Annotated in this window: 14 protein-coding genes; 9 read left to right on the forward strand and 5 right to left on the reverse strand. The window is 73.6% G+C overall.

Going from position 1 to position 18,034, the window contains the following annotated elements:
- The first annotated feature begins 84 nt into the window (after nt 1-84).
- The 3 genes from V3T34_RS12045 (at nt 85) to V3T34_RS12055 (ending at nt 3,075) form a co-directional block, all read left to right on the forward strand.
- Nucleotides 85-447: a metalloregulator ArsR/SmtB family transcription factor gene (locus V3T34_RS12045; RefSeq protein ID WP_236012440.1), complete on the forward strand. Its 363-nt coding sequence runs from the start codon at nt 85-87 to the stop codon at nt 445-447.
- A 91-nt stretch (nt 448-538) separates the two neighbouring features.
- Nucleotides 539-1,777 carry an allantoate amidohydrolase gene (locus tag V3T34_RS12050; protein WP_305076538.1) on the forward strand — a complete coding sequence of 413 codons (1,239 nt, stop codon included), beginning with the start codon at nt 539-541 and terminating at the stop codon, nt 1,775-1,777.
- Nucleotides 1,778-1,797: 20 nt separating this feature from the next.
- On the forward strand, nt 1,798-3,075 hold the full coding sequence (locus V3T34_RS12055) for an NAD(P)/FAD-dependent oxidoreductase (protein WP_305076537.1): 1,278 nt from the start codon (nt 1,798-1,800) through the stop codon (nt 3,073-3,075).
- A gap of 49 nt (nt 3,076-3,124) precedes the next feature.
- On the opposite strand, the gene V3T34_RS12060 is transcribed toward V3T34_RS12055, so the two are convergent.
- The 4 genes from V3T34_RS12060 to V3T34_RS12075 all read right to left on the reverse strand — a co-directional run bounded on the left by V3T34_RS12060 (nt 3,125) and on the right by V3T34_RS12075 (nt 9,771).
- Complete coding sequence (locus tag V3T34_RS12060; RefSeq protein WP_331369185.1) at nt 3,125-3,991, reverse strand: amidohydrolase family protein; 867 nt, start codon at nt 3,989-3,991, stop codon at nt 3,125-3,127.
- Complete coding sequence (locus V3T34_RS12065) at nt 3,984-5,270, reverse strand: MFS transporter (protein WP_060845296.1); 1,287 nt, start codon at nt 5,268-5,270, stop codon at nt 3,984-3,986. Before V3T34_RS12065 ends, V3T34_RS12060 begins: the two co-directional genes overlap by 8 nt.
- 161 nt (nt 5,271-5,431) lie before the next feature.
- Nucleotides 5,432-7,390, reverse strand: a complete 1,959-nt coding sequence (locus tag V3T34_RS12070) for a methyl-accepting chemotaxis protein (RefSeq protein WP_060845297.1) — start codon at nt 7,388-7,390, stop codon at nt 5,432-5,434.
- A 239-nt stretch (nt 7,391-7,629) separates the two neighbouring features.
- Complete coding sequence (locus V3T34_RS12075; RefSeq protein ID WP_305076535.1) at nt 7,630-9,771, reverse strand: hybrid sensor histidine kinase/response regulator; 2,142 nt, start codon at nt 9,769-9,771, stop codon at nt 7,630-7,632.
- 268 nt (nt 9,772-10,039) lie between these two features.
- On the opposite strand from V3T34_RS12075, the gene V3T34_RS12080 reads away from it, so the two are divergent.
- Nucleotides 10,040-11,695, forward strand: a complete 1,656-nt coding sequence (locus V3T34_RS12080) for a dihydroxyacetone kinase subunit DhaK (RefSeq protein ID WP_305076534.1) — start codon at nt 10,040-10,042, stop codon at nt 11,693-11,695.
- A 546-nt stretch (nt 11,696-12,241) separates the two neighbouring features.
- On the opposite strand, the gene V3T34_RS12085 is transcribed toward V3T34_RS12080, so the two are convergent.
- The gene (locus V3T34_RS12085; RefSeq protein ID WP_091882894.1) at nt 12,242-12,817 is read right to left on the reverse strand and encodes a Ros/MucR family transcriptional regulator; all 576 of its coding nucleotides are present in this window, start codon (nt 12,815-12,817) and stop codon (nt 12,242-12,244) included.
- Nucleotides 12,818-13,040: 223 nt separating this feature from the next.
- Here V3T34_RS12085 and V3T34_RS12090 point away from each other — a divergent pair, with 223 nt between their 5' ends.
- The 5 genes from V3T34_RS12090 (at nt 13,041) to V3T34_RS12110 (ending at nt 18,032) form a co-directional block, all read left to right on the forward strand.
- Nucleotides 13,041-13,253: a ferredoxin gene (locus V3T34_RS12090; protein WP_060845299.1), complete on the forward strand. Its 213-nt coding sequence runs from the start codon at nt 13,041-13,043 to the stop codon at nt 13,251-13,253.
- Nucleotides 13,250-14,533 carry an NAD(P)/FAD-dependent oxidoreductase gene (locus V3T34_RS12095; RefSeq protein ID WP_305076533.1) on the forward strand — a complete coding sequence of 428 codons (1,284 nt, stop codon included), beginning with the start codon at nt 13,250-13,252 and terminating at the stop codon, nt 14,531-14,533. Before V3T34_RS12090 ends, V3T34_RS12095 begins: the two co-directional genes overlap by 4 nt.
- 24 nt (nt 14,534-14,557) lie before the next feature.
- Nucleotides 14,558-15,805 (forward strand): cytochrome P450, encoded by a 1,248-nt coding sequence (locus V3T34_RS12100; protein WP_305076532.1) that lies wholly within the window; start codon nt 14,558-14,560, stop codon nt 15,803-15,805.
- A 63-nt stretch (nt 15,806-15,868) separates the two neighbouring features.
- Complete coding sequence (locus V3T34_RS12105; RefSeq protein WP_305076531.1) at nt 15,869-17,434, forward strand: apoptosis inducing factor family protein; 1,566 nt, start codon at nt 15,869-15,871, stop codon at nt 17,432-17,434.
- 103 nt (nt 17,435-17,537) lie between these two features.
- Entirely contained in the window at nt 17,538-18,032 is a 495-nt protein-coding gene (locus tag V3T34_RS12110; RefSeq protein ID WP_175539866.1) for a MarR family winged helix-turn-helix transcriptional regulator, read from the forward strand.
- The last annotated feature ends 2 nt before the right edge of the window (nt 18,033-18,034 follow it).

Consider the following 18,034-nt stretch of genomic DNA (forward strand, 5'->3'; position numbering starts at 1 on the left):
CCTCCTGTTTAGGCTGTCGCCTAAATTGCACAGGGTGGGGAGGGCTGCTATTTTGTCAACGGTCTAATTAGGCAGGAGCCTAAATTGTCGGATGGCCTGCAGGTGATGGCGGAGGCGCTGGTGTCGCCGGTCCGGCGCAAGATTCTCGCCTACCTGTCGGCCGGCCCGCTGAGCGCCGGGGAGATCGCGGCGCGGTTCGAGATCTCGAAGCCGTCGCTGTCGGGCCACCTCTCGATCCTGTCGGCGGCCGGGCTGATCGTTGGCGCGCGCCACGGCAACCGGATCGAGTACAGCCTGGTCGAGGACAGCCTGGTCAACAAGCTCGGTGCCCTGGTGCAGGAGGTCTGCCCGGTCGCCGGGCCGCTGCGGCGCGAGGCCCGGCGCAAGGCAGCGCGGAAGGACCGTTCCGGGGGCGACGACACCCCGGAGGAGCCGCAAGCCGGCTGACGAATTCCGGGACGGCCGGGCGCGGCCGGTTGCCTTCCGCGGCACCGTCCCTGCATACCCCCGTGGTTTCCGCCCGAAGGGTCGCGACCGCATGACCGAGATCAGCCCCCGCCTCGGCGCCCGCGTGATGGCGCTGATCGACGACCTCGCCCGCCACACCGACGAGCCCGGCCGCCTGACCCGGCTCTACCTCTCGCCGGCCCACCGGGCGACGGCGGACGCGGTGCTCGGCCTGATGCGGGCGGCGGGGCTCTCGGCCCGGATCGACGCCGCCGGCACCGTGGTCGGGCGGGTCGAGGGCCGCGAGCCCGGCCTGCCGGCTCTGGTGCTCGGCTCGCACATCGACAGCGTGGTCGATGCCGGCCGCTACGACGGCCCCCTCGGGGTCGCGGCGGCCCTGGTCGTCGCGGAGGAATTGCGCGGCGCGGCCCTGCCCTTCGCCCTCGAGGTGGTGGCCTTCGGCGACGAGGAGAACGTGCGCTTCCCGACCTCGCTCTCGACCTCGAAGGCGTGGGCCGGCCAGTACCGGTCCGAGTGGCTGGAGGGCCGCGACGCCGCCGGCCTCACCTTGCGCGAGGCGCTGGTGACGTTCGGCGGCGACCCGGACGGGATCCCGGCGCTCGCCCGGCGCCCGGAGGCGGTCGCCGGCTACCTCGAGGTCCATATCGAGCAGGGCCCGGCGCTCGAGGCGGCCGTGCAGCCGGTCGGCGTGGTCTCGGCCATTGCCGGGCTGACCCGGGCGCGCTGCACCGTGACGGGAGAGGCCAACCACGCCGGTACGGTGCCGATGGGGATGCGCCGCGACGCGCTCGCGGCCGCCGCCGAGATGACGCTCGCGGTCGAGCGCCTGAGCGAGGGCATGCCCGGGACCGTCGCCACGGTGGGGGGGCTCGCGGTGGTGCCCGGCGCCGTCAACGTGATCGCGGGCCAGGTCGATTTCAGCCTCGACGTGCGCTCGCCGGTCGACCCCGACCGCCACGGCCTGTTCGCGGCGATCCAGGCCGAGTGCCGGGCGATCGCGGGGCGCCGCGGGGTGGGATTCACGAGCGAGACCTTCATGGACAATCCCGCGGTCGGCCTCGATCCCGGCCTGCAGGCCGCCCTCGACCGGGCGGCGCGGGACCTCGGCTTCGCGCCGCTGCGGCTGCCGTCGGGCGCCACCCACGACGCGGTGGCGATGGCGGCGCTCGGCCCCTCCGCGATGCTGTTCGTGCGCTGCCGCGGCGGCATCAGCCACAACCCCGCCGAGTCGATCACCCTGGAGGATGCCGACGCGGCGACGCGGGTGCTCCTCGGCACGGTGCGCGACCTCGCGGGCCTCCCCCACTGACCGATACGAGACGGCGAGTGATGCAGCAGGACGAACGGACGGCCGACATCGTGGTGGTCGGCGGCGGCATGGTGGGGCTGTCCTCCGCCATCGCGCTCAAGGACAGCGGCCTCGACGTGGTCTTGTGCGATCCGGGCGAGGCCCGGGCCCGCACCTCCTACGGCAATGCCGGCGTGGTCAGCCGCGGCTCGATCTTCCCGATGTCGAGCCCGGCCCTGTGGGGCAAGCTGCCGGCCTACCTGCGCAACGCCGATGCGGGCCTGCGGCTGCGCCACCTCCACCTCCTGCGGGTGATGCCCTGGGCGGCGCATTTCCTGGCGAGCGCCCGCACCTCGGCCTGGCGCCGGGCCGCAGCGGCGCTCGCGCCGCTCACCGATGCCGCCTATCCCGAGCACCGCCGCCTCGCCGACCGGGCCGGCGTGCCCCACCTGCTGCGCGAGAGCGGCTGGGTGAAGCTCTACCGCACGGAAGAGGCCTTCGCGGGCGCGGCCCTCGAGCGCGAGATCCTCGCCCATCACGGCGTGCCGTTCGAGATCCATGACGGAGCGGGCATCCAGGCCCTGGAGCCGGCGCTGATCCGCCCCTTCGCCCGGGCGATGCTGCTGCCGGAGACCGGCGCCGTCGGCGATCCGGGCGGGCTGGTCGAGGCGAGCGAAAAGCTGTTTGCCGGCCTCGGCGGCCGGATCCTGCGCACCACCGTGTCCCGGCTCGAGCCCGAGGCGGAGGGTTGGCGGGTCGTCCATCCGGGCGGCACGGTGCGGGCGCGCCGGGTCGTGCTGGCGACGGGCGCGGCGGCCAACGAACTGTCGCGCCCGCTCGGCTACCGCTTCGCCTTCGCGGCCGAGCGCGGCTATCACCGCCACTACGCGCTCCAGCCCGGCAGCCCGGCCCTGACCCGGCCGGTCTACGACACCGGCGCCGCCTCGATCCTGTCGCCGATGGGCGAGGGCCGGGTGCGGGTGCTCTCCGGCGTCGAGGTCGCCGACCGCCATGCCGAGCCGGATTACCGCCAGATCGAGGCGGCGGCGAAGGAGGCCGCCGGCACGGTGCGCCTCGGCCAGCCCCTCGACAACCGGCCCTGGCTCGGCTCGCGCCCCTCGACCCCCGACGGCCTGCCGGTGATCGGCCTCGCCCCGCGCCACCAGGGCCTGATCTTCGCCTTCGGCCACGGCCATATCGGCCTCTCGACCGGCCCGATCACCGGCCGCCTCGTCGCCGACCTCGCCACCGGCCGCACGCCGTCGGTGCCGGTGGCGCCCTTCGCCCCGGGGCGGCTGCTGGGCTGGCCGCGGCCGTAGCGGGATCCGACGGAGGACGGGGCGGACGTCGCGACGTCCGCCCGGTCGCTCAGAACCCGTAGAGCCGGGCCGGATTCTCCACCAGCACCCGGTGCCGGTCGGCCTCGTCGGGCACCCACTCGGCCAGGAGGTCGAGGAGGTCGCGGACATTCATCATCGGCCCCCAATGCGCGACGTGCGGCCAGTCCGAGCCCCAGACGCAGCGCTCCGGCGCCGCCTGATGGAGCGCGCGGGCGAACGGCACCGTGTCGGCATAGGGCGGGCCGGCGACGGAGTTGCGGTAGGCGCCCGAGAGCTTGACCCAGGCGCCGTCGCGCACGAGCGACACGAGGGTGCGGAAGCCCTCGTCCCCGACCCCGCAGGAGGTCGGGAAATGGCCCATATGGTCAATGCAGAACGGCACCGGCAGCCTGGACAGGCGCCCGGCGAGCGGCGGCAGGCTGCGCGCGTCGATCAGGAACTGCAGGTGCCAGCCCATCTCGCGACAGAGCGCGCCGTAGGCCTCCACCGCCTCGAAGCCGACCCCGCCGCCATAGAGCACGTTGAGGCGAAGCCCCACCACGCCCGCCTCCTTGAGCGAGGCCAGCTCCGTCTCGGGCAGCCCGAGCGGGACGACCGCGATGCCGCGCAGGCGCCGCGGATGCGCCCGCAGGGTCTCGACCATCAGCCGGTTGTCGGTGCCGTGGACGCTGACCTGGATCAGCACGCCATGCGTCATGCCGGTGGCGTCGAGCATGGCGAGGTAGGATCCCGCCGCGGCCTCCGGCGGCGTGTAGCTGCGGGCGGCCACGAAGGGATAGGCCGGCGGCAGGCCGATGACGTGGGCGTGGGTGTCGACCGCGCCCGCCGGCACGGTGAACCGGGTGGGTCCGCGCGGATGCGGGGCGGGCCCGGGACAGTCGCGGATCTCAGCCATCGGCGTGCAGCACCTTCCCGCGGGTCTCGGGCAGGGCGTAGGCCGTGAGGAAGAACACCCCGTACGCGGCGGCCGCGAAGATCGCGATGGCGCTCGCCAGGCTCATGCTCGCCGAGAGATAGCCCACGAGCGCGGGGAACAGCGCGCCGATCCCGCGGCCGAAATTGTAGCAGAAGCCCTGGCCCGAGCCGCGCAGGCGCGTCGGATAGAGCTCGGTCAGGAACGCGCCCATGCCCGAGAAGTAGCCAGAGGCGAAGAAGCCGAGAGGGAAGCCCAGCACCCAAAGGACCGCGTTCGAGAGCGGGAGCTGCGTGTAGACCAGGATCACCGCGATGGCACCGAGCGAGAAGATCAGGAACAGGGGCCGGCGCCCGAGGCGGTCGGCGAGCCAGGCTCCGGCGAGATAGCCGGCAAAGGATCCGGCGATCAGGGCGGCGAGGTAGCCGGTCGAGGACACGATCGACAGGCCGCGCTCGGTGGTGAGGAAGCGCGGCAGCCAGGTCGTGATGGCGTAGTAGCCGCCCTGGCAGCCCGCCGACATCAGCGAGGCGAGGATGGTGGTGCGCAGGAGCGGACCGGAAAAGATCTCCCAGATCGCCGGACGGTCGCCAGTGGCGGCGGCCCGGGCCCGGCTCTCGACGGCGACCCGCGGCTCCTCGACGTAGCGGCGCAGGTAGAAGACCAGGAGGGCGGGGGCGGCCCCGATCACGAACATCCAGCGCCAGGCGGTCTCGGGCGGCAGCACCGAGAACAGGACGGCCTGGGACAGGACCGCCATGCCCCAGCCGATGGCCCAGCCCGATTGCACCGAGCCGACGGCACGACCGCGATACTGCGCCCGGATGGTCTCGCCCATCAGCACGGCGCCCGCCGCCCACTCGCCGCCGAAGCCGAGGCCCAGCAGCGCGCGGGCGATGAGCAGCTGCGAGAAATCCTGCGCGAAGGCGCAGAGCAGGGAGAAGAACGAGAACCACAGGATGGTGATCTGGAGCGTCAGGACCCGCCCGATCCGGTCGGCGAGGTAGCCGGCGAGCCAGCCGCCGAGCGCCGAGGCGAGCAGGGTCACGGTGGCGGCGAGCCCGGCCGTGCCCGCATCAACGCTCCACAGCTTGATGATCGTGCCGATCACCAGCGGGTAGATCATGAAGTCCATGCCGTCGAGGGCCCAGCCGGCGGCGCAGGCCCAGAAGGTGTGGCGCTCCGGCGGGGTCATGTCGCGGTAGAAGGCGGTGAGGCTGGCATCCTCCACCGCGACCGCGTCGCGGGCGGGCGTTGGCATCGTGTTGCTCCCTAGTGTCGTCGCGGCCCTCGCGGGGCCGGTCGGGAGATGACACGATTTGTCGGATGCCTGCTACGATGCCGCACCGACCATGACGTATAGCCGGCTAATCGGATATTTTTCGGTGTGAAACACCTCGCCGATCGGATTCCCTCCGGCATTCAAGCCATGAAACGCACGCCGATCTCGACGCCGCGCTGGCGCACGACCTCGCAGGGTCGTGCCGGTCCGCCCTCGATCCGGAGCAGAATCCGGGCCGGCAGTCGCATGGGCCGGGCGAGGCCGAGCTTGGCGCCCGTCTCCGAGAGGTTGAGCAGGATACAGGGAAGGGTCTCCTCCGGGCCCGGACCCGCCGGCACCGTGACCTCTCCGGGCTTCGAGGTCCGCACCCTGTCTCCGATCCGCCGCTCCTCGACGCCGACCAGCCATTCGTCGAGGCTTCCGGCGAGGTCGGCGACGCCGGCCGCCGTGGTCTGGACGTTGTGGCTGACCTCGCCGGTCGTCGCGCGCTGGCGCTCGCTGGCGGACGTCGTCTCGGCGATGAAGCCCTGCACGGCGTCGACCGCGCCGCGGATCGAGCCGAGCGCCTCGGCGACCTCCCGCGACACCACCTGCATCGCGCCGATCTCGCCCGAGATCCGGTCGGTCGCCGCCCGGGCCTGCCCGGCGAGGTTCTTCACCTCGGAGGCCACCACGGCGAAGCCCCGGCCCGCCGCCCCCGCCCGCGCCGCCTCGATGGTGGCGTTGAGCGCCAGCAGGTTGATCTGCTCGGCGATGGCGGTGATCGCCTCGACGACGCCGTTCATCGCCTGGGCGGCCTCGTCGAGCCGCCCGGTGGCGGTCCCGGCCGCACCCATCCGCTCCTGGATCTCGTCGACCGCGTGGCGCGACCGGTCCATCTGGGTCGCGATCGCCGTCGAGGTCCGGTGCATCTCCTCGGTGGCGACCGACACCGCCTGGACCCGGCTCAGGGTCCGCTCGGCCGCCGCGATGGCCCGCGCCCGCACGGTCATGCTGTGGGTGACGTCGGTGGCGAACTTGATCACCTTGCAGGGCCGCCCGTCGATGTCGAGGACCGGCGTGTAGGTGGCCTGGATCCACACCTCCCGGCCGCCCTTGCCGAGCCGCTGGAACACCGCGGAGGCGTAGCGCCCGGCGCGCAGCCCGGCCCAGAACTCGGCATAGCCCGGGCTCGCCGCCTGGTCGGGCGACACGAACATGCGGTGGTGGCGCCCGACGATCTCGTCGAGGCCGTAGCCCATCGCCTTCAGGAAGTGGCCGTTGGCCTCCAGGATGGTGCCGTCCATGGCGAACTCGATCACCGCCTGCGAGCGGAGCGCCGCCTCGATCTTGCCCGCGGTGTCGGCGGCGTGCTGCTTGGCCGCCGTGATGTCGGTGGCGTACTTGACGATCTTGAGCGTGCGCCCGGTCGCGTCGAGGATCGGGTTGTAGGTCGCCTGGATCCAGACGTCGCCGCCGTCCTTGCCCCGGCGCTTGAACTCGCCGCCGTGGTACTCGCCGCGGGCGAGGCCGGCCCAGAACTCGCGGTAGGCCGGCGAGGCGGCCTCCGCCTCGGTCACGAACAGGCGGTGGTGGCGGCCGCGCACCTCGGCGAGGTCGTAGCCCATCGCCGTAAGGAAGAGCGGGTTGGCGTCGAGGATCGTGCCGTCGGGAGCGAAGTGGATCACCGCCTGCGAGCGGTTGATGGCGGTGATCTGTCCGGCGGAATCGATCGCCGCCTGCTTCTCGGCGGTGATGTCGAGGGCGAACTTGACGATCCGGATCGGCCGGCCGCGGGCGTCGAGCACCGGGTTGTAGCTGGCGCGGATCCAGACCTCGCGCCCGCCCTTGGCGAGCCGGCGGTACTCGGCGCTCTGGAACTCGCCCCGGCGCAGGGACGCCCAGAACGCCGCGTAGGCGGGCTCCGCCGCCTCGGCGGGATCGACGAACAGGCGGTGGTGGCGGCCGCGCACCTCGTCGAGGGCGTAGCCCATCAGCCCCAGGAAATTGCCGTTCGCCTCGAGGATCCGGCCGTCGAGGTCGAACGCCACGGTGGCCTGGGATCGCTCGATGGCGTCCAGCTTGGCGGCGGTGCCGGAGCGACGGGCGGAAGCGAACATGCGGGCGTCCCAGGCTTCTTTGGATTGCCTCGCGTTCAATCAGATCGGGCTTAACGTGTTATGACAGAGGCCGGCCTCGCGCCGGCCCGCGGCCCTGCAATGTCCGATCGATCGCCCGGCGTTTGCTGCACATGCGCGTGGCTATGCGACACGTCGGCTTCGCTCGGGTCCGCGGGGCCGACGGTTCCACCGCGCGAGGGCGCGGGACGACTTTCGAACATCATCATCCGGAGGTTGTGTCAGCCCTGTTCGATCATCCGGCGGATGCGCAGCGCGAGCGCCTCGACCACGAAGGGCTTGGTCAGCACCGCGGTGCCGGGCTCGAGCTGGCCCGTCCCCAGCGCCGCGTTCTCGGCGTATCCGGTGATGAACAGCACCTTCAGGCCGGGCCGCAGCACCCGGCCGGCATCCGCCATCTGGCGGCCGTTCATCCCGCCGGGCAGGCCGACATCGGTGACGAGGAGGTCGATGCGGGCGTCCGATTGCAGCACGCGCAGGCCGGCCGCGCCGTCGGCCGCCTCGATCGCCGTGTAGCCGAGATCCTCCAGTACCTCGGTCACCAGCATCCGTACGGTCGGTTCGTCGTCGACGATCAGCACGGTCTCGCCGCGCTCGGCCCGGGGCGCCTCCCGCCGGGGCGCCCGCACGGCCTCGGTCTCCGAGGCGCCGTGGTGGCGCGGCAGGAGGAGCGTCACGGCGGTGCCGCGCCCGACCTCCGAGGCGATCCGCACCTGCCCGCCCGATTGCTGGGTGAAGCCGTAGATCATCGAGAGGCCGAGGCCCGTGCCCTGGCCGATGGGCTTCGTGGTGAAGAACGGGTCGAAGGCGCGCCGCACCACCTCGGGCGCCATGCCGGTGCCGGTATCGGCGACGGCGAGCGACAGGTAGTCGCCCGGCGGCATCTCGTGCGCGCGGGCGGCGGCCTCGTCGAGGCTCAGATGACCGGTCTCGATCCCGATCCGCCCGCCGTCCGGCATCGCGTCGCGGGCGTTGATGCAGAGGTTGAGGAGTGCGTTCTCGAGCTGGGGCGGATCGACGAGGACGGTCCAGAGATCGGCGGGCCCGGAGACCGCGATCTCGATCGCCGGGCCGACGGTGCGGCGGATCAGCTCCTCCATGCCGGCGATCAGGCGGTTGACGTCGGTGGGGCGCGGATCGAGCGTCTGGCGGCGCGAGAACGCCAGCAGCCGGTGGGTCAGCGCCGCGGCGCGGCGCGTGGCGTCCTGCGCGGCGGCGACGTAGCGGTCGACCTCCTTGAGCCGGCCCTGCTGCAGGCGCGCCTGCATCAGCTCGAGCGAGCCCGAGATGCCGGCCAGCAGGTTGTTGAAGTCGTGGGCGAGGCCCCCGGTGAGCTGGCCCACCGCCTCCATCTTCTGCGACTGGCGCAGGGCCTCCTCGGCCCGCATCAGCTCGGCGGTCTGCGCGGCGACGCGCTGCTCCAGCGTCTCGGTCAGGGCCCGCAGCATCGTGGTGGCGCGGTCGCGCTCGGCCGCGACGGCGCGGCGCTCGTTCACGTCGATGAGGACGCCCGGGAAGCTCAGCGGCGTGCCGTCGGGCGCGTGGTCGACCCGCCCGTTCGCCTCCAGCCAGTAGTAGTGCCCGTCGGCCCGTCGGGTGCGGTACTGGTGCGCGTAGGCGCCGCCGCGGATCACCACCGCGTCGATCGCCGCGATCAGGCCGGCCCGGTCGTCCGGGTGCACGGTCTCGATCACCTGCTCCAGGCTCAGGCCCTCCCGGCCGAGCACCGGATCGAGGCCGAAGCTGCGGGCGAAGGCCTCGTCGACGGTGAAGCGGTCGGTCGGCAGGTCCCAGAACCAGGTGCCGATGATCGCGCCGGCCGACAGGGCGAGCTGGACCCGCTCGATGTTCTGCCGGGCGAGCGCCTCGCTCTCGCGCAGCCGGCGCGTCGCGGTCACCTGCGCGGTGGTCTCGTTGGTGAGGATGAAGAGACCCGCGACGCGGCCCTCCCCGTCGAGGACCCGCGAATAGGAGAAGGTCCACCAGGTGTCGGCCTCGCCCCGGTCGGTGTCGAGCTTCCAGGGCAGGTCGACAAAACGGCGGCTGCGCCCCGCGAAGGCGTCCTCGATGATGGGCCTGGCTTGGTCCCAGCCGTCGGCCCAGACGCGGTCGAACCGCTCGCCCATCGCCCAGTCGAGGCGGGGGCCGAGCAGCGGGAAGTAGGTCTCGTTGAAGAAGAAGTGGAGATCCGGCCCCCAGGCCAGGATCATGCTCTCGGGCGAGTTCAGGATCAGGCTGACGGCGGTGCGCAGGGAGTCCGGCCAGGTCTCGGGGCCCCCGAGCGGGTGGCCGGTCCAGTCGCGCGCGCGGATCATCTCGGCCGCGCGGCCGCCGCCGGCCAGGAACGCAAGGGGGTCACTCATCGGCGTCGCGGCGTTCACCTGGGACTCGGGCACCTTGGGAGTCTGGCGCCTTGAAAATCGGACACCTTGGGAATCGGCCTCGCGGGCGCGAGGAGACGCGCCGGCCCGGGGAGGTCGCGTCTTATCGCCCGGCGCGGCGGATTCGGCAAAGCCGTTCGGGGGCCGTCGCGCGGATGCGTCCCCGTGATGGCGGATGGGCCACGCTTTTGGCAGGATCGGCCGTGGCCGGCGCGCCCCGGCCGCGCGCCGCCAGGGGAGGACCGACCGGATGGCCCACTTCATCAACGACCGCGCCGCCCTGGTGGCGGAGGCGGTGGACGGCCTCCTGCGCGCCAGCGGCGGGCGTCTCGCCCGGCTCGACGGCGATCCGGCGATCCGCGTCGTGCTGCGAGCCGGCTGGACGGCGAACCGGGTCGCCCTCGTCTCCGGCGGCGGCGCGGGCCACGAGCCAGCCCATGCGGGCTTCGTCGGGCGCGGCCTCCTCACCGCGGCAATCTGCGGCGACGTGTTCGCCTCGCCCTCGGTCGATGCGGTGCTGGCCGGGATCCTGGCGGTGACCGGGCCGGCGGGATGCCTTCTCATCATCAAGAACTACGCCGGCGACCGGCTGAACTTCGGGCTCGCCGCCGAGCGGGCCCGGGCCCTCGGCCTCGCGGTCGAGACGGTCACGGTCGCCGACGACGTCGCGATCCCCGGCGCGGCGCAGCCCCGCGGCATCGCCGGCACGCTCCTCGTCCACAAGGTGGCGGGCCACGCCGCCGAAGCCGGCCGGCCGCTCGCCGAGGTGGCGGCCGCCGCGCGGGCCGCCGCTGCCGGGATCCGCTCCCTCGGCATCGCGGTCTCGGGCTGCACCCTGCCGGGCGGGACGGCCGAATCCCGCCTCGCCCCCGGCGAGGCCGAGCTCGGCCTCGGCATCCACGGCGAGCCCGGCATCGAGCGCATCGCCCTGCCACCGGCCGCCGACCTCGCCGGGCTGATGACCGCGCGCCTCGCCGGGACCCTGCCGGCGGACGGCCCCCTCGCCCTCCTGGTGAACAACCTCGGCGGTACCACGGCGCTGGAGATGCAGGTCCTCGCCCGGGCGGTGCTGGCCACGACCCTCGGCGCCCGGGTGCGCCTCCTCCTCGGGCCTGCCGCCGCGATGACGTCGCTCGACATGCACGGCGCCTCGCTCTCGCTGATGCCCCTCGACGCCGACACGGAGGCGGCGCTGACGGCCGCGACCGACGCCCCGGCCTGGCCGCTCGCGGTGCCGGTGGTCGCGCCCGCGACGCGCCCCCTGCCCGATCGCCTCGCGCGGCAGGGTCAGGAGCCTGTGCCCTCGCACGATCCGACCGTGGCCGGGGCCATCACGGCGGTCTGCACGGCGCTGGCGGCGGCCGAAGCCGACCTCAACGCCCTCGACGCCCGGGTCGGGGACGGCGATACCGGCACCACCTTCGCGACCGCCGCCCGGGCGGTGCTGGCCGAGCGCGACCGGCTGCCCCAGGCCGAGCCCGCCGCCCTGTGCCACGCGCTGTCCGACCGCCTCGCCCGGGTGGCCGGCGGGTCGAGCGGGGTGCTGATGTCGATCTTCTTCGCCGCCACCGGCTCGGCCCTGGCGGAGGGTGCGGGCTGGCCCGCCGCGCTCACCGCCGGTGCGGCGCGGCTCCAGGCGCATGGCGGGGCGAAGCCCGGCGACCGCACCCTGCTCGACGCCCTGGTGCCGGCCCTCGATGCGCTGGCGGCCGGCGGCTTCGCCGCGGCGGCGCGGGCCGCGGAGGCGGGTGCCGCCGCCACAGCCGGCATGACCCGGGCCGGGACCGGACGCTCGAGCTACCTCGCCGCGGCCGATCTCGCCGGAGTCGAAGATCCGGGCGCCGTCGCTGTGGCCCGCGCCTTCGCGGCCCTGGCCGGCACCGCCGGACGCTCCGCGCCGGCGTGAGGGGGCGGTCAGCGCCGCCGGCTTGCGGGCGATCCACCGCGCTTCACTCTCCCCGGACCGGATGATCGGGAGGCCGCGCGCTGTCGGTGTGGGGGTGTGTCCTGTCGTCGGCCTCGTCCGGAGTTCGGTCGATCGACGAGGCCGGTTCCACCGACCGTGTGGAGGTCAGGGCCCGAGACAGGACGAGAGGATCGTCCCGAGAGTGGGCGATCGTCCCTCGCGGCATGATATTTTGCCGGCAAATTTACGATATACGGAGGGCTGCGGCGCACGAGGCCGCCAGCTGGACCGGGTCACCGTCCGCCGACATTGCACTCGTTCGGGGAAAGGACCCGCGCCGGGCTGCAGGTCACCGGCCCGGAATCCGCATCGAATCCAACAAAGCCGTGTCTCGCCCGCTCGCCTGCTCTGTTGCGCCTCGCAGCCCCGAACGGCGTCCCCACGCGGGGGGATCCGCTTCCGGCCTTTCGGCGGACGAGCGGTCGGGCCGTCTCCGAGGCCGGCGGACGCATGCCGCTGCGTCCGCCGGATGTCGGGCTCTCCGCCTCAGGCGTTGCCGCGGCGGCCGCGGCGGGGCTTGCTCTCGACCGGAGCCTCCGCCTCGGGGGCGGCGTCGGCGTCGCCGTCCGGGATGTCCGTCGCGTCCGCCGGCTCGGCGTCGTGGCCTTCGGCCGCGTCGTCCGTCCCCGCTTCGACCCGCACGGCGCTGCGGCGGCGCTGCTGGCCGAGGCCCAGCGAGCGGGCGAGCTCCGAGCGCTGCTCGGAGTAGCTCGCCGAGGTCATCGGGTAGTCGTGCGGCAGGCCCCACTTCTGGCGGTAGGCCTCCGGCGTCAGGCCGCGCAGGGTCAGGTGACGGCGCAAGGTCTTGTAAGACTTTCCATCCTCGAAGCTGACCAGGAAGTCGTGGCTGATCGAGCGGCGGATCTCCGCCGGCGTCGCCTTGGGATGGGCCGGCTCAGCGGCGGCTTTGCCGCCCTTCGCCACCTCGTTCAGCGCACCGAAGACGTCGGCGATCAGCTTCGGCAGCTCCGCACCTTGAAGATGATTGCTGCTGACATATGCCGAGATGATGTCGGCCGTCAGCGTGACGATATGATCGTGTGTGTTAGCTGTCTCGTCCATGCCGCAGGCCCGGGAATCACTGCAAATCGGTCTCTTATCCTTAAGTTCGTGGTGACCGAAAAGGCAAGGATTATCTGTCGATAAAAACCGCATTTTCATGGGATTCGATCGGTTTGACATGACGAGCGGCGGCGCGATCCAGCGTCGTGCTGCCGCCCCGGACGGCGCCGGAACCCGGCCGTGCGGCTGCGGTTCTCTCCAGCGGACAGTCCGGGAGCCGTGGATGCGCGTCGTCGTCGACCTGAATCGGTGCCAGGCCTATGCCCAGTGCTGCTACGCGGCGCCGGAGCGCTTCGTGCTGCAGGGCGACGAGATTCTGGCCTACGATCCGGCGCCGCCGGCGGCCGAGCGGGCCGCCATCGACCGGGCGGTGCAGGCCTGCCCGGTCCGGGCCATCCGGGTCGAGCACGACGAGACGGCGGAGCGGGCGGCGTGAGGGACGGGACCATCGTCGTCGCGGGCGCCTCGCTCGCAGGCCTGCGCGGGGCCGAGGCCCTGCGGCGGGGCGGTTTTTCCGGCCGCCTGATCCTCGTCGGCGACGAGCCCCACCTGCCCTACGACCGCCCTCCCCTCTCCAAGCACGTCCTCACCGGCGAGGTCGCCGCCGGGGCCACCACCCTGCCGGGCGTCGGCGCCCTCGACGCCGAGTGGCGTCTCGGCACCCCGGCCGCCGGCCTCGACCGCGCCGGCCGGTCACTCCTTCTCGCCGACGGCACGCGCCTGCCCTTCGACCGGCTGCTGATCGCCACCGGGGCCCGCGCCCGGCCCTGGCCGCAGGCCGACGAGGCCCGGCTCGCGGGCGTCCACACCCTGCGCGGCCGCGACGATGCGGCGGCGTTGGCCGCCGGGCTGGCCGCCCGGCCCGGACGGGTGCTGATCCTCGGCGCCGGCTTCATCGGCGGCGAGGTCGCCTCCAGCATTCGCGCCCTCGGGCTTCCGGTCACGGTGGTCGATCCCGAGCCGGCGCCCCTCGCCCGTGCGCTCGGCAGCGTGCTCGGCGGGTTCATGGCTGGGCGGATGGAGGCATCGGGCGTCGATCTGCGCCCGGGCACCCGCGTGGCGCGGCTCGAGGGCGACGAGGCCGGCCGGGTGCGCCGCGCGCATCTGGCCGAGGGCGGCACGATCGAGGCCGACCTCGTCGTGGTGGCGCTCGGCGCCGTGCGCAACACCGGCTGGCTCGCCGGCAGCGGCCTGTCGGCGGACGAGGGCGGATTGTCCTGCGACGGCGCCTGCCGGGCCCTCGACGAGGCCGGCCGGCCCGACGACGCGATCTTCGCCGCCGGCGACGTGGCGCGCTTTCCCCATCCGCTCTACGGCGGCCGTCCGGTCGCCCTGGAGCATTGGGGCAACGCCGTCGCGCAAGGGGCGCACGCCGCCCGCGCCATGCTGGACGGGCCGGACGCCGCGGGCGCCTATGTCGAGCTGCCGGCCTTCTGGTCGAGCCAGTTCGGCCTCAACATCAAGTCCCTCGGGCTGCTCGAGGGGGCCGACGCGATGGCGATCGTCCAGGGCGATCCCGGGACTGGCCGGTTCCTGGCGGTCTACGGCCATGAAGGCCGCACGATCGCGGCGGTCTCGATCAATGCCGGGCGCTGGCTGCCGGCCTACGAGGCGCCGATCCGGGAGGGTGCGCCGTTCCCGCCGATCACCGGCGGCGCCGACCAGCCCGCCCCGGCGCCGTTCCCGCCGGGCCTGCCGTCCATGCAGGCCGCCTGACGCGCGGCCTATCCGAGGTTCCGCATGACCGACACCGACGGCACCCTGTTCGCGCAGGTCCGCGACCCTGCGAACCGCGCCGATCCCTACCCGCTCTACACCCGCCTGCGGGCGCAGCCCGTCGCGCGCCAGGACGACGGCACCTGGGTGGCGAGCGGCTACGCGGCGATCCGCGCCCTCCTGCACGATCCCCGGGTCAGCTCGGAGGACCTGCCGCCGGCCGAGCACCCGGCGACCGGCAACCCGATCAAGGATTTCTTCGTCAACCCGATCAAGGACTGGATCACCGACCGCCACCGCCCCTTCATCTTCCGCGATCCGCCCGACCACGGCCTCCTGCGCCGCCAGGTGATGGGGCAGTTCACGGTGGCGCGGGTGCGGGGCATGAAGCGGCGCACCGAAGCGCTGGTGGACGAGTGCCTGAGAGCGCACGCGGGCGCGACCCGCTTCGACCTCGTCGACGACCTCGCCTATCCGCTTCCGGTCACGGTGATCTGCGAGATGCTCGGCGTGCCGCGGGAGGACGAGGCGCGCTTCCACGCCTGGGCGACGCAGCTTGCCACCGCGCTCGAGCCCGAGAGCCGCAACGACGAGGACCTGCGGGCCCGCAACACCGAGACCTTCGACGCCATCGCGGCCTACATGCGCGACCTGATCCGCGAGAAGCGCCGGGCGCCCGCCGACGACATGCTGTCGGGGCTCGCCACGACCAAGGACGCGCAAGCCGGGCGGATGAGCGACCCGGACCTCATCGCCACCGCGATCCTGCTCCTGATCGCCGGCCACGAGACCACCGTGAACCTCATCACCAACGGGATGCTGACGCTCCTGCGCCATCCCGACGAGCTGGCACGCCTGCGCGCCGACCCGGAGCGGGCGCCGCGGGTGATCGAAGAGTTGCTGCGCTACGAGCCGCCGGTGCATTTCCGTACCCGGCTCACCCGGGCGCCGATCCCGGTCGGGGGCGTCACCATTCCCGAAGGCGTGCCCCTGGTGCTGCTCTTCGCCGCCGGCAACCGCGACCCGGCCCGCTTCCCCGACCCCGACCGGTTCGACCCCGACCGGGAGGACAACCAGCATTTCGGCTTCGGCGGCGCGCTGCATTACTGCGTCGGCGCGCCGCTCGCCCGCATCGAGGCCGAGGCGGCGTTGACCGCGCTGGTCGCCCGCCTGCGGGAGCCCCGCCTCGTCGAGGACCCGCCGCCCTACCGGGCGGGCGCGTCCCTGCGCGGGCCCGAGCGCCTGCTCCTCGACATCCGCGGCATCGCCTGACGGCACCGCAAGGTCATCCGCGCGTTGCCCGCCGACGAACGACGCGACGGACGGGAGCGCACGATGGCCGAGGGCGGTGAGAAGACCGGGAAGACGGACGACAAGCCGGATTTCGCGCGCGGCATCCCGGCGGGCGACCTGCCCGAGGGCGCGATGATCGAGGGCACCCTCGGCGAGGACAAGGTGCTGCTCCTGCGCCGCGACGGCGCGGTGACGGCGATCGGCGCCCGCTGCACCCATCTCGGCGCGCCGCTCGCCAAGGGGATCGTCGCCGAGGGCGAGATCCGCTGCCCCTGGCACCATGCCCGGTTCAGCCTGAAGACCGGCGAGGCGGTCGGCGCCCCGGCCTTCGCGCCGCTGCCGTGCTACCGCGCCGAGGAGCGCGACGGCCGCATCACCGTGACCGGCAGGCGCGAGGCCGCATCCAGGCCTGAAGGCGCCGAGCCGGCCAAAGGTTCGCCTGGCAAGGTCGTCGTCATCGGCGGCGGGGCCGGGGGGCACGCCTGCGCCGAGTGGCTGGCCCGGGCCGGCCACGGCGCCGCCGTGACCCTGGTGAGCGACGATCCCGATCCGCCCTACGACCGCACCTTCTGCTCGAAGCAGTACCTCTCCGGCAAGGCGCCCCGGGAGAAGACGATGCTCGCCCCGGACGGCTTCTATGGCGGCGAGGGCCCGCGGCTCCTGCGCGACCGGGTGGTCTCGCTCGATCTCGGCGCGGAGGAGATCGTGACGGCCGGCGGCGAGCGGCTGGCCTACGACGCCCTGGTGATCGCCACCGGCGCGGCGCCGCAGAAGCCGGACCTGCCGGGCTTCGACCGGCCCGAGGTCCACACCCTGCGCAGCCTCAAGGACGCCGACGCCCTGATCGCGGCGGCCGAGAAGGCCCGCTCGGTCGCCGTGGTGGGGGCGAGCTTCATCGGCCTCGAGGTCGCCGCCGCGATGATCGCCCGCGAGAAGAGCGTCACGGTCGTGGCGCCCGATGCCGTGCCGCTGGCCAAGGTTCTCGGCGAGGCGGTCGGCCGCTTCGTCCAGGGCCTGCACGAGGAGAAGGGCGTGACGTTCCGGCTCGGCCGCAAGGTCGAGGGCTTCGACGGGACGGCGCTGACCCTCGACGACGGCAGCCGGATCGAGGCCGACCTCGTGGTGCTCGGCACCGGCGTCTCGCCGCGGGTCGACCTCGCGGCGGCGGCCGGGCTGGCGCTCGCGCAGAAGGACGACGGCGGCGGCATCGCGGTCGACGCGCATCTCGCCACCTCGGCGCCCGGCATCTACGCCATCGGCGACGTCGCGTCGTATCCGGATCCGCGCAGCGGCCGGCCCCTGCGGGTCGAGCACTGGGTCCATGCCCAGCGCCAGGGCCAGCACGTCGCCCGCACGCTGCTGGGCGAGACGGCGCCGTTCACCGAGACGCCGTTCTTCTGGAGCGGGCATTACGCCACCAGCCTGCGCTACGTCGGCCATGCCGGCTCGGCCGAGGAGCCCCGGATCGAGGGTGAGGTGGGCAAGGGCGACTTCGCCGTGACCTACCGCGAGGACGGGCGCGACGCCGCGCTCGCCACCTGCAAGCGCGACACGCGCTCGCTCGAGGTCGAGGCGGCGTGGGACCGGGAGGCGCGGGCGGCGGTCTGATCGCCAGGGGCCAGGGTCCGGGCGCGCCACCCCGCTTGCGCCCGGGCCCGTTCGCGGGCAGGTGGCGGACCAGTCCCACGGTCGAACACGGGCCCGTCCAGCGTTGCCGAGCGAAGATTCCCCGGGCCTTGCCCGTCTCGAAGGCCTGATCGGCTACACCCTGCGGCGGGCGCAGGTCGCGGTGTCGCGCAGCTTCGTCGAGCTGTTTGCCGACCTCGACGTGCGCCAGAGCCAGCTCGGCGTGCTCACGGTGATCGAGGGCAGCCCGGGCGCGCGCCCGAGCCAGGTCGGCGCGGCGATCGGCATCAAGCGGGCCAATATCGGCCCGCTCCTCGACGCGCTGGAGACCCGCGCCCTGGTGCGCCGCGAGCCCGACCCGACCGACCGCCGCTCGCAATCCCTGTTCCTGACGGAGGCCGGCGAGGCCCTGATGGCGGAACTCCACCGCCGGGAGGCCGCGCACGAGGAGCGCATCGCCGCCTTCCTGAACCCGGACGAGCGCACCATGCTCCTCGACTTCCTGCGCCGCCTGGAGCAGGGGGCGCGGGAGGTGGTGGGAGATTTGGCCGGCGACGAGGGGGCGGAGGAGACCGACTGAGG

It is taken from the genome of Methylobacterium ajmalii (assembly GCF_036448855.1).
In the GTDB taxonomy this organism is placed as follows: domain Bacteria; phylum Pseudomonadota; class Alphaproteobacteria; order Rhizobiales; family Beijerinckiaceae; genus Methylobacterium; species Methylobacterium ajmalii.